Origin of the sequence: Thiohalocapsa marina (assembly GCF_008632335.1) — a bacterium.
GTDB classification, from domain to species: domain Bacteria; phylum Pseudomonadota; class Gammaproteobacteria; order Chromatiales; family Chromatiaceae; genus Thiohalocapsa; species Thiohalocapsa marina.
Genome location: NZ_VWXX01000002.1, coordinates 132282 through 147878 on the forward strand (window position 1 = coordinate 132282; position 15597 = coordinate 147878).

Annotated in this window: 14 protein-coding genes; 9 read left to right on the forward strand and 5 right to left on the reverse strand. The window is 67.1% G+C overall.

The window, feature by feature from the left end; all coding sequences use genetic code 11:
• The first annotated feature begins 238 nt into the window (after positions 1-238).
• The gene (locus tag F2Q65_RS02100) at positions 239-2755 is read left to right on the forward strand and encodes a glycogen/starch/alpha-glucan phosphorylase (protein ID WP_150089922.1); all 2517 of its coding nucleotides are present in this window, start codon (positions 239-241) and stop codon (positions 2753-2755) included.
• A gap of 54 nt (positions 2756-2809) precedes the next feature.
• Here the strand turns inward: F2Q65_RS02100 and F2Q65_RS02105 are convergent, their stop codons facing one another.
• Positions 2810-3175 carry a hypothetical protein gene (locus tag F2Q65_RS02105; protein WP_150089924.1) on the reverse strand — a complete coding sequence of 122 codons (366 nt, stop codon included), beginning with the start codon at positions 3173-3175 and terminating at the stop codon, positions 2810-2812.
• A gap of 191 nt (positions 3176-3366) precedes the next feature.
• On the opposite strand from F2Q65_RS02105, the gene F2Q65_RS02110 reads away from it, so the two are divergent.
• Entirely contained in the window at positions 3367-3795 is a 429-nt protein-coding gene (locus tag F2Q65_RS02110; RefSeq protein WP_170265447.1) for a SufE family protein, read from the forward strand.
• Positions 3796-3809: 14 nt separating this feature from the next.
• Positions 3810-4802 (forward strand): TIGR00341 family protein, encoded by a 993-nt coding sequence (locus tag F2Q65_RS02115; RefSeq protein ID WP_150089928.1) that lies wholly within the window; start codon positions 3810-3812, stop codon positions 4800-4802.
• Positions 4803-4907: 105 nt separating this feature from the next.
• On the opposite strand, the gene F2Q65_RS02120 is transcribed toward F2Q65_RS02115, so the two are convergent.
• The 4 genes from F2Q65_RS02120 to F2Q65_RS02135 are packed head-to-tail and all read right to left on the reverse strand — an operon-like array spanning position 4908 to position 9434.
• Complete coding sequence (locus F2Q65_RS02120; RefSeq protein WP_150089930.1) at positions 4908-6143, reverse strand: UbiH/UbiF/VisC/COQ6 family ubiquinone biosynthesis hydroxylase; 1236 nt, start codon at positions 6141-6143, stop codon at positions 4908-4910.
• The gene (gene ubiH, locus F2Q65_RS02125) at positions 6140-7420 is read right to left on the reverse strand and encodes a 2-octaprenyl-6-methoxyphenyl hydroxylase (protein WP_150089932.1); all 1281 of its coding nucleotides are present in this window, start codon (positions 7418-7420) and stop codon (positions 6140-6142) included. The genes F2Q65_RS02120 and ubiH overlap by 4 nt, the downstream gene beginning before the upstream one ends.
• Positions 7417-8769 (reverse strand): Xaa-Pro aminopeptidase, encoded by a 1353-nt coding sequence (gene pepP / locus F2Q65_RS02130; RefSeq protein WP_150089934.1) that lies wholly within the window; start codon positions 8767-8769, stop codon positions 7417-7419. The genes ubiH and pepP overlap by 4 nt, the downstream gene beginning before the upstream one ends.
• Positions 8769-9434, reverse strand: coding sequence for a UPF0149 family protein (locus tag F2Q65_RS02135; RefSeq protein ID WP_170265449.1), 666 nt, complete (start codon positions 9432-9434; stop codon positions 8769-8771). Before F2Q65_RS02135 ends, pepP begins: the two co-directional genes overlap by 1 nt.
• A 226-nt stretch (positions 9435-9660) precedes the next feature.
• On the opposite strand from F2Q65_RS02135, the gene F2Q65_RS02140 reads away from it, so the two are divergent.
• The 6 genes from F2Q65_RS02140 (at position 9661) to F2Q65_RS02165 (ending at position 15549) form a co-directional block, all read left to right on the forward strand.
• Positions 9661-10404, forward strand: coding sequence for a transporter substrate-binding domain-containing protein (locus tag F2Q65_RS02140; protein ID WP_150089938.1), 744 nt, complete (start codon positions 9661-9663; stop codon positions 10402-10404).
• A gap of 31 nt (positions 10405-10435) precedes the next feature.
• A complete protein-coding gene (locus tag F2Q65_RS02145) occupies positions 10436-11089 on the forward strand; it encodes an amino acid ABC transporter permease (RefSeq protein WP_150089940.1) in 654 nt (217 codons plus the stop codon).
• Between the two features lie 7 nt (positions 11090-11096).
• The gene (locus F2Q65_RS02150; protein WP_150089942.1) at positions 11097-11834 is read left to right on the forward strand and encodes an amino acid ABC transporter ATP-binding protein; all 738 of its coding nucleotides are present in this window, start codon (positions 11097-11099) and stop codon (positions 11832-11834) included.
• A gap of 135 nt (positions 11835-11969) precedes the next feature.
• Positions 11970-12641, forward strand: coding sequence for an amino acid ABC transporter permease (locus tag F2Q65_RS02155; RefSeq protein WP_150089944.1), 672 nt, complete (start codon positions 11970-11972; stop codon positions 12639-12641).
• Positions 12642-12652: 11 nt separating this feature from the next.
• Complete coding sequence (gene mgtE, locus F2Q65_RS02160) at positions 12653-14014, forward strand: magnesium transporter (protein WP_150089946.1); 1362 nt, start codon at positions 12653-12655, stop codon at positions 14012-14014.
• Between the two features lie 68 nt (positions 14015-14082).
• Positions 14083-15549 (forward strand): transglycosylase SLT domain-containing protein, encoded by a 1467-nt coding sequence (locus F2Q65_RS02165; RefSeq protein WP_170265453.1) that lies wholly within the window; start codon positions 14083-14085, stop codon positions 15547-15549.
• Positions 15550-15597: the final 48 nt, after the last annotated feature.

The window sequence follows — 15597 nt, forward strand, 5'->3', positions numbered from 1 at the left end:
GGCCCCGGCCAGTACCATGGCCCCGTTGAAAAAATCCGCCTGCATGGGGTCAAAGACGGTCGCATCCGTCGGTCGGGCAGGGTATCTTAGGGTTCGAGGGCCATCGATTTCCGGCCGTGACCCGCGAAAACCGGACATCGAGACAGCACCCGTGGTCGCGTTGGCCGGCGCCGCATGGCGCCCGACCGGGGCGTTGCGTCCAGCCAAGTCTTCTCGTCAGCTCTGGAAGCCTACAACGATGTCGCCGTTCAAAGACCTGAGTGAAAGCTCGCCCAATGCCTCCCTGTTCACCCTGGCCCCATTGCCCATGGACGCGGATGGGATCGCCCAGGGGTTTCAGCACTATTACGCGCACACATTTGGCCGCGACCGCGACTGCCGTTCCAGCTACTATCCGTACAAGGCGCTGGCCATCACCCTGCGCGACCGGCTCATGGAGCGCTGGAAGCGCACCCGCCATGCCCATGACCAGGCCAATTGCCGGCGCACCTATTATCTGTCGCTGGAGTTCCTGATGGGGCGCTCGCTGAGCAACGCCCTGCTCAATCTCGACCTCACCGACGCCACCCGCCAGAGCCTGTACCAGATGGGCCTGCTGTACGAGGAGATCGAGCAGGCGGAGATGGACGCCGGGCTCGGCAACGGTGGCCTGGGCCGCCTGGCGGCCTGCTTCCTGGACAGTTGCGCCACCCTGCAGCTGCCGGTGAAGGGCTACGGCCTGCGCTACGAATACGGCATGTTCCGCCAGCTGATCGAGGACGGTCGCCAGGTGGAGGAGCCGGACCACTGGATGCGAGACGGCAACCCCTGGGAGCTTGAGCGCCCGGAGTACACCCAGCGTATCCCGTTCTTCGGCCGCACCGAGGAGTACAAGGACCACAACGGCCGCAGCTGCCGGCGCTGGGTCGACACCCATGACGTGCTGGCGGTGCCCTACGACATCCCCATCCCCGGCTACCGCAACGACACCATCAACACCCTGCGGCTGTGGTCCGCGGCGGCCACCGACGAGTTCGACCTGGGCGAGTTCAACGCCGGCAGCTATCCGGAATCCGTTGCCGCCAAGAACGATGCCGAGCACATCACCATGGTGCTCTATCCCAACGACGCCAACGAGTGCGGCAAGGAACTGCGGCTGCGCCAGCAGTTCTTCCTGGCCAGTGCCAGCATCAAGGATGTGATCCGCGAATGGGTCCGGCTGCAGGGGCGCGACTTCAGCACGTTCGCGGACAAGAACTGTTTCCAGCTCAACGACACCCATCCGGCGGTGTCGGTGGCAGAGCTGATGCGCCAGCTGATGGACGATCACGGGCTGGAGTGGGAGGCGGCGTGGGAGATCACCAGCCGCACCATGGCCTACACCAATCACACCCTGCTGCCGGAGGCGCTGGAGCGCTGGCCGGTGCGGCTGTTCCAGCAGCTGCTGCCGCGCATCCTTGAGATCATCTACGAGATCAACGCCCGCTTCCTGTCGCTGGTGGCCGCCCGCTGGCCCGGCGACATCGACCGCCAGCGGCGCTTGTCGCTGATCGAGGAGGGCGATGACCCGCAGGTGCGCATGGCCTTCCTGGCCATCGTCGGCAGCTTCTCCGTCAACGGCGTGGCGGCGCTGCATTCCGATCTCCTCAAGAAGGGCCTGTTCCGCGACTGGTACGAGCTCTGGCCCGAGAAGTTCAACAACAAGACCAATGGGGTCACGCCGCGGCGCTGGCTGGCGATGTGCAACGAGCCCCTGCGCGATCTGCTCGACGAGACCATCGGCACGGGCTGGGTCTGTGACCTGTCGCAGCTGAGCCGGCTGGCGCCCCATGCCGACGATGCCGCCTTCCGGGCGCGCTGGGACGACATCAAACAGGCCAACAAGGCGCGTCTGTCACGGCTGGTGGCGAGCACCTGCGGCATCGAGTTCCCGCCGGAGTTCATGTTCGATGTGCAGGTCAAGCGCATCCATGAGTACAAGCGCCAGTTGCTGAACATCCTGCACGTGATCCACCTGTACAACCGCATCAAGCACGGCGACGGCGACCTGGGCGCACCCCGCTGCGTGCTGATCGGTGGCAAGGCGGCCCCCGGCTACGAGATGGCCAAGCTGATCATCAAGCTGATCAACAACGTGGCCAAGGTGGTGAATGCCGACCGCAGCGTCAGCGAGCGGCTGCGCGTGGCCTTCATTCCGGACTACCGGGTGTCGGTGATGGAGATCCTCGCCCCCGGCACGGACCTGTCGGAACAGATCTCCACCGCCGGCAAGGAGGCCTCGGGCACCGGCAACATGAAGTTCATGATGAACGGCGCCGTGACCATCGGCACCCTGGACGGGGCCAACATCGAGATCCGCGAGCGCGTCGGTGAGGACAACTTCTTCCTCTTCGGCCTCACCGCCGAGGAGGTGGAGCGGACCCGCGGCAACTATGATCCGAACGGCATCATTGCCCACGAGCCGGCGTTGCAGGAGGTGATGGGGCTGCTGGAGTCCGGCCATTTCAACCAGTTCGAGAAGGGCATCTTCGATCCCATCATCAACGGCATCCGCAGCCCCCACGACCCCTGGCTCACGGCGGCGGACTTCGACAGCTACCGGCGCACGCAGCTGCTGGCCGCCGAGACCTACAAGGACCGTGAGCGCTGGTTGCGCATGAGCATCCTGAACACGGCCCATAGCGGGTTCTTCTCGTCGGACCGCACCATTGCCGAATACAACCGTGACATCTGGAAGCTCGACACCGTGGAGCCGTCGCCCTTCGGCTCTTGGTAGGGGCCAGCGGCCAACGCGCAAGCGGGGGACAGGCCGGCGTCGGAGCAGGGCGGGCTAGTTGAGGGTTCGCAGCAGGCGCACGAAGTCCATGGTGGCGTTGAAGAAGTCGGCGTTCGGATAGTCCCGGCAGTAGGCCTGGTTGCGGCGCATGGCCGAGGCGATGCTGGAGCCCCGCAGCACGTCCTCGCCGGTGGCCAGGCTCAGCCCGGAGATGAACCCGGTGAGCCAGTCCTGGTAGCGCTGGAACTCCATCCCGGCCGCGTCGCCGGCAGCTGCCTCCTGCGCCGCCGCGGCCTGCAGGAAGCGTTCGCAGCCCTGCACGCCATAGCCCCAGAGCTGCGGCCCGTCGCCGGCGGCGTTCGCCGCCAACGGTAACAGCAGCAGGCCGGCCAGGGCGGCGTGGCTTGGTCGTCGGATCATGGTGCATGCTCCTCGTCGAAGGCGGAACGGATTGCTGCAGTGTTTCCGGCGGGGCCTCTTGCCCCGCGCGGCTCTGCGGTTTGCCCCTTGAATCGCCGTCGGCGACGGCAAGACACGACAACCGGCGCCGAACGGGTCTATGCTGTGGGGCAGACAGCGGCCGGGGCCGGAACGACCAACAGGTAACTCCGATGGACAGCAAAGACGTGCTCGATGCCTTCGCACTGCTCGACAACTGGGAGGCGCGGTACGAACTCATCGCCGATCTGAGCCGCGAGCTGCTGCCGCTGGCCGAGACCGAGAAACACGACGGCAATCTGGTCAAGGGTTGCAACACCCGCACCTGGCTCACCGCCAACCTCAGCAATGATCCCGCCCATGACCCGCCCGGGGTGCTCGACTATCGTGCCGATGCCGAGACGCCGCTGGTGCGCGGCCTGGTGGCGCTGCTGCTGGTGCCTTTCCAGCACAAGACGCCGGACGATGTGCTGCAGACCGATGTCCGGGACTATATCGCAAAGCTCGGCCTGGCGGAGCACCTGAGCCCGAATCGCCGGGTCGGCATGGAGCATTTCATCGAGCGCGTCTACCAGATCGCGCGCGCCATGCAGGATCGCTAGCCGGGGGTGCGGCCATGCGCATCGTCGAGGTCATCGCCCCCGCCCGCCACGCCAAGGAGGTGATCGGCATGGGCCGCTTCTATGGCGCCGTGGATACCTGGTGGGGGCCGCCCAGCGAGGATCAGCGCCAGTGCGTGCGCATGCTGGTGCCGGATGCCGCGCGCCAACCGCTGATGGATGCGCTGCAGAGCCTGCTGGAGTCCGAGCACTCGGCGCGGGTGGTGGTGTCGTCTGTTGATGCGACCCTGCCGCGGCAGAAATCCACCGAGGCCGAGGCGCAAAAGCAGAAACAGGAGGCGGTCAGCGCCACCCGCGAGGAGCTCTACAGCGAGATCGCCCAGGGCGCCCGTCTGGACTGGAACTACGTCCTGCTGGCGTCGCTGTCCACCGTGGTCGCCGCCATCGGTCTGGCGGCAGACGACGTGGCGGTGGTGATCGGCGCCATGGTCATCGCGCCGCTGCTGGGGCCGATCATCGCCTTTGCCTTCGCCGCGTCGCTGGGGGACCGGTCGCTCGCCGGCCGTGCCCTCGTCACCAGTCTGGTCGGCCTGGGGCTGGCACTGCTGCTGTCGCTGTGTTTCGGTCTGATCTGGCCGGTCAACCTGTCCAGTCACGAGGTCCTGGCGCGCACGGATGTCAGTCTGGCCAATGTGGCGCTGGCACTGGCGTCGGGCGCGGCGGCAGTGCTGTCGCTGACTTCGGGGCTGCCCACGGCGCTGGTGGGGGTCATGGTGGCCGTTGCCCTGTTGCCGCCCACAAGCGTGCTGGGCATGCTGCTTGGCGGCGGCCGCTGGGAGCTGGCGGTGGGGGCGGCGCTGCTGCTCGCGGTCAACGTCGTCTGCGTGCTGCTGGCGGCGAAGATCGTGTTCCTGGGCAAGGGGGTGCGCCCGCGCACCTGGCTCGAGCGGGCCAAGGTGCGCCAGTCCATGGCCCTGTACATCGGCCTGTGGGTCACCCTGCTGGCCCTGCTGATCGGTGCGATCCTGCTCCGCGGCGCCTTGCCCTGACACCCGTGCCGGATCCTCAGGGTGGCTTGGATTTACCGTCCTTCGGCTGCTCTTTCTTGCCTCTGCGTTCTCTGCGCCTTTGCGGTAGGCCGATTCAGAACTGATTCAAAAGTCTCGGTCGAGCCCGAGCGCCCGTGACATGAACGCCCGCTTGAGCGCCGGCAGGCGCTCGGCGGTGGCCAGCCCCAGGTTGCGGCCGGCCACCAGCGGCGGCAGGCGGTTGCCGAACAGCCGCTTGAACAGGTCCATGGCGCCGAGCATCAGCAGGTTGTCGCCGCGCCGGGCGCGCTCGTAGCGACGCAGGGTGGTCAGGCTGCCGATGTTCCGGCCGCGGGCATGGGCGCGTTTCAGTTCTGCCGCCAGGGCCGCCACATCGAGCAGGCCGAGGTTCACCCCCTGGCCTGCCAGCGGGTGGATGGCGTGGGCGGCGTCGCCGATCAGGGCCGCGCGCGGCTGCACATAGTGTTGCGCATGCTGTAGCCGCAGCGGGAAGGCGGCGCGCGGCCCCACGGACAGCACCGGTCCCAGCCGTTGCTGGAAGGCGGCCTCCAGCTCGGCGATGAAGGGGGCATCGTCCAGTGCCAGCAGGGCGTCGGCCCGGGGCTCGTCGGCGGACCAGACGATGGAGCAGCGACCGTCGGCCAGCGGCAGGAACGCCAGGGGGCCGGTGGGCAGGAAGCGCTGCCAGGCGGTCTCGCGGTGCCAGTGGGCGACCTCGACATTGGCGACGATGGCGCGCTGCTCGTAGGACCAGCCGCTGGTGGCGATGCCCAGGCCCTCGCGGACGAAGGAGTCGCGGCCGTCGGCACCGACCAGCAGCCGCGCGGTCAGGCTGCGTTGATCATCGAGGCGCAGCCGGGCCCCGTCCGCGTCGATCTCCAGGTGCCGGATGGCGGCCGGGCAGAGCAGGGTGATGTCCGGTGCCTGTTCCAGCGCCTCCCACAGGGCCAGGCGGGTGACGCGGTTTTCGACGATGTGGCCCAGGTCCGGCTGGCCGATGTCGGCGCTGTCGAAGTGGATGCCAGCGCCGCCGACGCTGTCCCAGACCACCATCTCGCGGTACGGGCTCACCCCCAGTTCGACGATGCGCGGCCAGACGCCGAGTTGTTCCAGCAGGCGCTGGCTGGCGCGGCTCAGGGCGGAGACGCGCAGGTCTACCTCACCCCGGGGCCAGCTGCGCTGCGGCGGCTGTCCGTCGACGACGGCGATGCGCCAGCGCTGGCCGCGACAGGCGCAGGCGAGGGCGGCGCCGACCATGCCGCCGCCGACGATGAGGATGTCATAGGCGTCGCTGGTGTGGCGGGCCCGGTTGTGGGCCTGATGGTGGGCGCTGTGGCTCATGATGCTGTCTGCGTGATACGCGCTGAATCGTCTGCGGCGTGGGTCGCCTGGCCGCCGTCCAGGGGCAGACCGCGCGCCAGCCGTGGCAGGCGCCCGCCGATGCCCATGAAGCGTCGGGCCAGGGCATGGCGGGCCGGCGGCAGCAGGTCGAGGCCGAGCAGGCCGAGGTTGCGGCCCAGCCGCAGCGTCGGCAGGGGGTTGGTGAACAGCCGCGCCAGGCCGTCGGTGAGGGCGGCGACATTGGCCTGGTCTTGCCGGCGGCGTTGCCGGTAGCCGGCGAGCACCGCGTGGCCGCCGGGGTCCTGGCCGGTGCGGCGGGTGTCCGCCAGCAGGTCGGCCAGTTCGGCGACATCGCGCAGCCCCAGGTTGAAGCCCTGCCCGGCCACCGGGTGCAGGGTGTGGGCGGCATTGCCGATGAGCGCCAGGCGCGGGCCCGTGAGCTGTTTTGCCAGCAGCAGGCGCAGTGGATAGGCGATGCGTCGGCCAGGGCGGGCCAGTCGTCCCAGGCGGTGGCCGAAGCGCTGCTGCAGCGCCTGCAGGAAGGCCGTGTCATCCAGCGCCAGCAGGCCCGCGGTGTCGCTGTCGCGGGCGGTCCAGACCACGGACCAGCGACCGCCGGTCATCGGCAGCATGGCCAGCGGGCCGCTGTCGGTGAACCGTTCGAAGGCCACCCCCGGGCGCGGCCGGCCGGGTGTCACCGTGGTGATGATGGCGTCGTAGCCGTAGGCCTGCTCGTGCACCGCCAGCCCCAGGCGCCGGCGCAGGGCGGAGTCGCCGCCGTCCGCGGCCACCAGCAGGGCGGTGCGCAGCAGCCGCGAGCTGCCGGCAACGCTGATCTCGATGTTCCAGCCGTCGGGTTGCTGGCGCAGGCCCACCAGGCGTGCCGGGCGCATCACCTCCACGGTGTCGGTGGCATCGCGCAGGCAGGCCTCCAGCGCCTGGCCGATGGACCGCGCCGGGGTGACATAGCCCAGGGCCTCTACCCCCTCCTCGTCTGCCGCGAGCCGGGCGAAGCCGAACTGGCCCCGCTCCGACACATGCACCTGACGGATGGGCTCGGCGTCGGCGCGCATGGCGTCCCACAGGCCGATGCCGCCAAAGATGCGGCGGCTGCCCAGGGACAGCGCCAGCACGCGTTCGTCGTAGCTGGGATGGGACGGGGCGTTGGCAGCGACGGCCTCTACCACGCCTACCCGCAGGCCGCTGTGGCGCAGGGCGCAAGCCAGGCTGCTGCCCACCAGTCCGCCGCCGACGATCACCAGGTCGAAGTCCATCATGTTCGGCTCTCCAGCGGGGGTTGGGCCGCCGCCATCAGGTGCTCGATGTCGTCGATCTCCTTGGGCGCGTCCCGCGACAGCACCTCGCAGCCGTCGGTGGTGACCAGCACGTCGTCCTCGATGCGGATGCCGATGCCGCGGTAGTCGGCGGGGGCGTCGGCATCCGGCGCCACATACAGGCCCGGCTCCACCGTCAGCACCATGCCGGGCTCCAGTCGGCGCCATTTGCCGTCGTGCCGGTAGCTGCCGACATCGTGCACGTCCATGCCCAGCCAGTGGCCGGTGCGGTGCATGTAGAAGGGTTTGTAGGCCTCGTCCTTGATCAGCCTGGACAGGTGCTTCGGATCCCCGGCGATCAGGCCCAGTTCCAGCAGCCCGCGGGTCAGCACCCGCAATGCCGCCTGATGCGGGGCGTTCCAGCGGTTGCCCGGTTTCACCGCGGCGATGGCCGCCTTCTGTGCCGCCAGCACCAGCGCATAGAGCCGCCGCTGGGCCGGGCTGAAGCGGCCGTTGACCGGGAAGGTGCGGGTGATGTCCGAGGCGTAGTCGTCGAGTTCGCAGCCGGCGTCCACCAGCACCAGGTCGCCGTCGCGCAACGGCGCGGCGTTGTCCACGTAATGCAGCACACAGGCATTGGCACCACCGCCCACGATGGGCTGATAGGCCTGGTGGCGCGCGCCCTGCGCCGCGCAGGTGGCGACGAACAGGGCCTCGAGCTGCTGTTCGTTCATGCCCGGGCGGCAGCCGCGCATCAGCTGCCGATGGGCGGCGGCGGAGATGCGCGCGGCGCGGCGCATGGTGTCACGCTCGGGCTTCGACTTGATCAGCCGCTGCTCGTGCAGGATGCGGTCGGACGTGATCAGTTCCGTGGGCGCACTGACGCCGGCCCGGGCCTTGGCTCGCACCTGGCGCAGCCAGCCCATGACCCGGCGGTCGAGGGCGTCGCTGGTGCCGAGGGGATAGAAGATGCGGGTGCGATCCGCGAGCAGCTCCGGCAGCGTGCTGTCGATGGCGTCCAGCGGGTGGGCCTCGTCGGCGCCGTAGTCGGCGACGGCCCCCTCGACCCCGAGTCGCGCGCCGTCCCACAGCTCGCGCTCCTTGTCGCGGGGACGGCAGAACAGGATGAATTCGCCATGCTTGCGCTTCGGCACGAGCACGGCGACGGCGTCCGGTTCCGGAAAGCCGGTCAGGTAGCCGAAATCGCTATCCTGGCGGAACGGGTAGTGCACGTCGCGGTTGCGCGTGACGTTGCCGGCGGCGGCCAGGATGAGGACGCCGTCGGCGCCCACGACGCGGGCGGCCTCGCGTCGGCGACGGCGCAGGGCACGGGCCAGCTTGGGATCGGGCATCAGTGCAGTTCCTTCGGCGTCGGCGCATGCCGCCGGGGGGCGGCGAGTGCCTCATGGACCAGCATGGCGGCGACGCGGATGAATTCCACGATCTCCGTCAGGGCCTCCTCGTTTTCCGGTCCGTCGTCGAGGTCGTCCAGGTCCATGCGGGTGATTTCGAGCAGGTCGTCGAAGGCCTCGCGGGCCTCGCCCTGCAGCCCGCCGGCATCGATGCCGCCGAGCGCGAGGCCGAACAGCAGGCCGCGGGTCCAGCCGTTGGCGGCGATGGCCCGCTCGCGCAGCGGCCGATCCTCGGCCGGCAGCAGCAATTGCAGGCCCAGTACCGGGGCGTCCAGTTGCGCGCAGGTCATGGCTGTCAGGTCCTGCAGCAGGATCCGCGCGCGCGCGATCTGCGACGCCTGCCCGTCCTCCGCGGCCGTTTCCGGCAGCAGCTCGCTGACCAGGCGCTGCGCCGCGCCCTGCGCCCGGTTGGGCCGGTCGGAATCCGTGTCGGCAACAGCGGCGGAGACTGCGCCGGACGTGGCGCCGGTGGCCAGCAGTCCGAAGCAGATGCCCTGGGCCTCCGCGGCACCGGGGGCCAGCGGGCTCAGTTGCAGGAGCTGGTCCAGTTCCTGGTAATCCACCGCGGCGTCGAGGGAATCGCTGTTTGAATCAGGTGTTTGCATCATGTTTGATCGTTGTGACCGCGGCGCATCATAGCATGCCCCCCGGATTGCCCGGCATGGGGCTCCCGGAACGGGCCGCTCGATGCGGTTGATCGATCACCCCGGGACATTCCGGAACCGCCATGAACGTGGCATGATGCATGGACCTCCAGTGCCGGGCGCCGGTTCCCGACGGCGTCTGTCCCGCCCACATTTTCAAATCGCGTCTGCAAACGGGGCCGATCACATGAGAATCCGCATCATTTTACTGGCGGCCTGCATCCCCTTGCTGTTGGCGGGCTGCGCCGAGAAGACGGACGAACAGGTCGTCCGGGTGGCCGTGTCGCCTGCCTCGCCGCCCAACCTGTACGAGGACAACGGTCAGGTGAAGGGCCTGGACCTGGATCTCTTCGAGGGCTACTGCGCGAGCCGGGGCTGTCGCCTGGACATCACCGCCTATGACTGGCAAGGCATGCTGGGCGCGGTGGTCAGCGGCCGGGCCGATGTGGCCTTCTCCGCCATCTCCATCACCGACAAGCGCAAGCAGGTCATGGACTTCTCCGCGCCCTACATGGACAACACCTGGAACCTGATCAGCCTGACGGAGCGCAACATCCGCTTCGACGACCTGAATGAATGGAAGCACTATGTCACCGGCTATCCGCGCGGCATGGCCTACACCGATTTCATCAAGAACGAGATGGAACCGCAGGGCTACTATTCGCTGGATCGGGTGAAGCTGTATCCCAGCTACAACGAGGTGTTGACCGATCTGCAGAACGGCAACATCGATCTGGCCTTCGTCGAGGGCGGCGTGTCCGCTGTCTACAAGGAGAAATTGCCGATCCAGGACAGCCATGTCTTTTCGGGGTTCGATCGCTTTGGTTTCGCCTTCCCGAAGGACTCCGAACTGCGGCAGGACTTCGACCGTTACCTGGCGGAACTGGGTCCGGAGCAGCTCAAGGCCACGGTGGACAAGTGGATGAAGTAATGGCCGGCCGCTCCGTCGCGGGCAGCATGTCGTGAGTTTCGCGCAGATCGTCGCCCTGCTGGCCACCGGCGCCGGCTACACGGTGCTGGTGACCCTGGCCTGCATCGCCACGGGGCTGCTGACGGGGCTCGGCATCGCGCTGCTCGGTCGGCTGCGTCTGCGGGGGCTGGGCTGGCTGCTGCGGGCCTACACCTATGTCTTCCGCGGCGTACCGGTGCTGGCGCTGCTGTTCCTGGTGTTCTTCGGCCTGCCGGGCATCGGTTTCAACGTACCGCCGCTGCTGGCCATGATGCTCAGCCTGGGGCTGGTCACCGGCGCCTATCTGGCCGAGGTGTTCCGGGGCGCCTTCGAGGCGGTGGACCCGAACGAGATCATGGCCGCCGAGGCCATGGGCATGCGCCGGCGACAGATCCTGCTGGCCATCGAGATGCCGCAGATGCTGCGTTTCTCGGTGCCCGGCATGCTGAACGAGTTCACCACGGTGCTCAAGTACTCGCCCTTCGCCTATACCGTCGGCCTGCCGGACATCATGAAGCAGGCCATGGCATTGTCAGCCACCACGCTGCGCGGACTGGAGATCTATCTCGCCGTCGGCCTGCTGTATTTTGCCATCTACAAGTCGTTGCAGTTCCTGGTGCGGGGGATCGAACGCTACTTCTACGTGCCCGGCTTTACCCGCCTGTGAGGTTTCCATGGCGTTGCTCGAAGTCTCTGGACTGGTCAAGGAGTTCGACGGCAAGCCGGTGCTGAACGGCGTCGACCTGTCGCTGGAAGAAGGGCAGGTCAAGGTCATCATGGGCCCGTCCGGCTGCGGCAAGTCCACGCTGCTGCGCTGCATCAACCGCCTGGTCGAGCCCACCAGCGGGCGGATCCTGTTCCGCGGCGAGGACGTCACGCGACCGGACACCGACGTGCGCGCGCTGCGTCAGCGCATCGGCTTCGTGTTTCAGCACTTTGCCCTGTACCGGCATCTCAGCGCGCTGGACAACATCAAGCTGGGTCTGCGCAAGCTGCGGCGGATGTCGGATGCCGAGGCCACGGACCGGGCCTGTCACGAATTGCGGCGCATGGACATGGAGGAGCACCGCGACAAGTATCCGGCGCAGCTGTCCGGCGGGCAGAAGCAGCGCGTCGCCATCGCGCGGGCCCTGGCCATGGATCCGGCGGTGCTGTTCTTCGACGAGCCCACCTCGGCGCTGGATCCGCGCATGGCGCGCGAGGTGGTGGCGCTGATCAATCAGCTCTTCATGGACAACGTGACCATGCTCTGCGTGACCCACGATGTCTTTCTGGCGCGGTATATCAGCGACCGGATACTGTTCCTGGACCACGGCCAGGTCCGGGCGGAGGGGGATGTGGAGCAGTTGCTGGACGCGCACGACGATCCCCAAATCCGCGCCTTTTTCGGCCCCGGAACCCGGGCCAGATGAGTGACAGGAGCATGCCTGTGGTAAACGCACCCCCGACCACCGATACAACTGTCGCAAACGAGAATTCGGTTTTCGCGGCCGAAAACTGATGGCAGTCGACCATGCCCAAGTCGCGAACCCTGTGGTCAGGCATTGATGAGCGACTGGATCGGCTTTTTTCAGGATGTTGTCGACTATGGCCCGCAGATCCTGCAGGGGCTGGGCAACACCCTGTTGCTCTGGGTGGTGATGACCATCACGGGTCTGCTGGGCAGCATCCTGGTGTTCTACCTGACCCTGAGCCAGCACCGTCTGGTGTGCCGGCTGACCGATGCCTATATCTCGTTCTTCATCGGCACGCCGCTGATCGTGCTGCTGTTCCTGATGTACTACGGGCTGCCCCAATGGGGGCTGCGGCTGTCGCCGTTCACGGTGGCGGTGATCGGCTTCACGTTCAATGTGGCGGCCTACAATGCCCGCTATCTGCGCGCCGCCTACAACGGGCTCGATCAGGAGGAGCTGGAGGCGGGCCGGGCCCAGGGGTTCTCATCGCGGCAGGTGTTTCTGCTGATCACCCTGCCCCAGTCGCTGCGCCTGGCGGTGCCAGGCCTGACCAATCAGGCGATCCTGAATCTGAAGGACAGCTCCGTGGCCTTTCTCATCCAGTACACCGAGTTCTTCGCCCAGGTGCAGGAGCTGGCCACGCGCAACTTCCAGTACTTCAAGGCCTATCTCATGGCAGGCCTGGTCTATTTGGCGCTGGTCTCGGTCATTGTCATCGTTGCCCGCCAACTGGAGCGCAGGCTGGTGCGGCCGATCGGTGGATAGAGAGGTGAGTCATGAGCACTGAGATCGCGCAAGACCCGGAGGCGGCCCGCCTGGAGGCCCTGCATGCGGTGCTGGAGTCGGGCTCGGTGGTCATGGCCCGGCGCATGCTCAACGCGCTGCATCCCGCCGAAATCGCCCATCTGCTGCAGTCGTTGCCGCCGTTCCAGCGTCCCATCGCCTGGAACATGGTGGACGACTCCGCCGAGGGCGAGGTGCTGCTCTACGTCAACGATGACCTGCGCGAGGAGCTGCTGCGGGGCATGGACGCCGGCCGCATCCTTGCCGCCGCCGAGGGGCTGGACACCGACGACCTGGCAGACCTGGTGCAGGACCTGCCCGCCAGTATCACGGCGGAGGTGCTGAGTTCGCTGGACGAGCAGCGCCGCGAGCGGCTGCAGACGGCGCTGGGCTATCCCGAGGACAGCGCCGGCGGCCTGATGAACACCGACATGGTCACCGTCCGCCCGGAGGTGACCCTGGATGTGGTGCTGCGTTATCTGCGGCGATTCAAGGATGGGTTGCCGAACATCACGGACAATCTGATCGTGGTGAATCGCGACGGCCGCTATCTGGGCGTCATCTATCTTACGGACCTGTTGACCCGCGATCCGGACGAGTCGGTGGCCGAGGTCATGACCCTGCAGGTGCAGCCCATCGCCGCGTCGCTGGATGCCCACGACGTGGCCAATCGCTTCGAGCAGCTGGACCTGGTGTCGGCGCCGGTGGTGGATGAGAGCGGGCGGGTGCTGGGCCGCATCACGGTGGATGATGTGATGGACGTGATCCGCGAGCAGGCGGATCACCAGTTCATGGGCCAGGCGGGGCTGAGCGAGACCGAGGACATGTTCGCGCCGGTGCTGCTGAGCGCCCGGCGGCGGGCGCTGTGGCTGGGGGTGAATCTGATGACGGCCTTTCTCGCCTCCTGGGTGATCGGCCGCTTCGAGGCGACCATCCAGCAGGTGGTGGCGCTGGCGGTGCTGATGCCGGTGGTGGCCAGCATGGGCGGCATCGCCGGCACCCAGACCCTGACCCTGGCCATCCGCGGCATCGCCCTGGGGCAGCTGTCGGTGAAGAACATGCGCTGGCTGCTGGCGAAGGAGATGGCGGTCTCGCTGATCAACAGCGCGGTCTGGGCGCTGGTGGTGGCCCTGATCGCGCTGCTCTGGTTCGACGATGTGAATATCGCGCTGATCATCGGCGTGGCCATCACCATCAATCTGCTGGCCGCCACCTTCTCCGGCGCGCTGTTGCCGCTGCTGCTGGAGCGCCTGGGGGTGGATCCGGCCCTTGCCGGCGGTGTCATCCTGACCACGGTGACGGACGTGGTGGGCTTCCTGGCCTTTCTCGGGCTGGCGACGCTGTTCCTGGTCTAGCTCGGGCAGGATTGAGCGCAGGTCATGGCGACGACGGCCGGATCTGAATGCACAACGAGCGCCTAACCATGCGTCCGGCAAAGGCTCCTCGATATGCAGCCCCGGGGCCGATGCGTGTCGTCTTTACCGACGGACAAGGGGCTCGGCGAGCGCAGACCTTCACTGCGCCTGTCGTGATCGGACGCGGTCAGGACTGTGGCCTTCGCATCGCGCATGCCATGGTCAGCCGTCACCATCTGGCGCTGTCTCCAGAGGATGGTACCTGGTGGATTCGGGATCTGCAGAGCAGCAACGGAACGCTCGTGGGCGGCCGTGTCATCGACCGCATGCCCGTGACCGGGGAGACAACGGTCCAGCTCGGGGCGGACGGGCCGGTGCTTCATCTCTCGCCGCCGGCTGCCCCACGCGAAACCCGCAGGACCGTGTCCCTCGAAGACATCTCGAAGCATTATTTCGACCGCCAATCACCGGACGCGGCCGGCGAGCACACCAGGATGATCCGCCGCGCCTACCGCGAGCAAAGGCTCAAGCAGCGCAGGGTCTATGCCTTCATGCTCTCCGGCGTTCTGCTCCTCCTCCTGATGGTCGGCGGATTCGCGCTGTTTCAGTACTGGCAGCTGGAAAAGACCCGAGAGCTCGCCAAAGAGACCTTCTACGAGATGAAGGAACTGGAGCTGCACATCGCCAACCTGGAGGCCAGCATCGAGCAGGATGCCTCGGCAGCCGTCCGGGCCCGGATCGCCGAATCGAAACGCCTGTTGGCAGGTCTGCGTGAGCGCTACGACGCCTTTGTCCAGGAGGTGCAGGCCAGTCGGATCATCAAGTTCAGCTCCGAGGACCAGATCATCCTGCACATGGCGCGCACCTTCGGTGAGACCGAGCTGGACCTGCCGGACGATTTTGTTGCGGAAGTGAAACGTTACATCCGGAAATGGCAAGCAACGCCGCGGCTTGAGCATGCCATCCGCCGGCTACATGAAAACGGCTACGCACCGATCATCTATCGCGAGCTCGTGGCGCAGGAATTGCCCCCGCAGTTCCTCTACCTCGCATTGCAGGAGTCGGGCTTTCGGCAAGATGCCGTGGGTCCGCCCACACGCTATGGGCATGCCAAGGGGATGTGGCAATTCATACCGGATACGGCCCGGCGTTACGGATTGACGCCGGGGCCCTTGCAGCACCTCGGGCGCTACGATCCGGAGGACGATCGCCACAATGTCGCCAAGGCAACAAAGGCCGCGGCACGGTATCTCAAGGACATCTATCGCACCGACGCGCAGGCCTCGGGCCTGTTGGTGATGGCCTCGTACAACTGGGGCGAAGGAAACATCATCAAACGCTTACGCAAGATGCCGGAGAACCCTCGAGAGCGCAACTTCTGGAAGCTGTTGCGCGAGCACAAGATTCCGAAGGAGACCTATGACTACGTCTTCTACATCTTCTCGGCGGCTGTCATTGGCGAGAACCCGCGTCTGTTCGGCTTTGATTTCGACAATCCCGTGCAAGGGCTGCGCCAGATCCCTGCCATCCGATGAGATCCAAGGTAGGCGCAGAGTCAATCAGCGTGTCCCGAACGTCCCGGT

What these genes read in the sequence shown, in the direction of transcription:
- F2Q65_RS02100 (WP_150089922.1), top strand. Translation starts at nt 239, where the DNA reads ATGTCGCCGTTCAAAGACCTGAGTGAAAGCTCGCCCAATGCCTCCCTG.
- F2Q65_RS02105 (WP_150089924.1), bottom strand. Translation starts at nt 3,175, where the DNA reads ATGATCCGACGACCAAGCCACGCCGCCCTGGCCGGCCTGCTGCTGTTA.
- F2Q65_RS02110 (WP_170265447.1), top strand. Translation starts at nt 3,367, where the DNA reads ATGGACAGCAAAGACGTGCTCGATGCCTTCGCACTGCTCGACAACTGG.
- F2Q65_RS02115 (WP_150089928.1), top strand. Translation starts at nt 3,810, where the DNA reads ATGCGCATCGTCGAGGTCATCGCCCCCGCCCGCCACGCCAAGGAGGTG.
- F2Q65_RS02120 (WP_150089930.1), bottom strand. Translation starts at nt 6,143, where the DNA reads ATGAGCCACAGCGCCCACCATCAGGCCCACAACCGGGCCCGCCACACC.
- ubiH (WP_150089932.1), bottom strand. Translation starts at nt 7,420, where the DNA reads ATGATGGACTTCGACCTGGTGATCGTCGGCGGCGGACTGGTGGGCAGC.
- pepP (WP_150089934.1), bottom strand. Translation starts at nt 8,769, where the DNA reads ATGCCCGATCCCAAGCTGGCCCGTGCCCTGCGCCGTCGCCGACGCGAG.
- F2Q65_RS02135 (WP_170265449.1), bottom strand. Translation starts at nt 9,434, where the DNA reads ATGCAAACACCTGATTCAAACAGCGATTCCCTCGACGCCGCGGTGGAT.
- F2Q65_RS02140 (WP_150089938.1), top strand. Translation starts at nt 9,661, where the DNA reads ATGAGAATCCGCATCATTTTACTGGCGGCCTGCATCCCCTTGCTGTTG.
- F2Q65_RS02150 (WP_150089942.1), top strand. Translation starts at nt 11,097, where the DNA reads ATGGCGTTGCTCGAAGTCTCTGGACTGGTCAAGGAGTTCGACGGCAAG.
- F2Q65_RS02155 (WP_150089944.1), top strand. Translation starts at nt 11,970, where the DNA reads ATGAGCGACTGGATCGGCTTTTTTCAGGATGTTGTCGACTATGGCCCG.
- mgtE (WP_150089946.1), top strand. Translation starts at nt 12,653, where the DNA reads ATGAGCACTGAGATCGCGCAAGACCCGGAGGCGGCCCGCCTGGAGGCC.
- F2Q65_RS02165 (WP_170265453.1), top strand. Translation starts at nt 14,083, where the DNA reads ATGCGTCCGGCAAAGGCTCCTCGATATGCAGCCCCGGGGCCGATGCGT.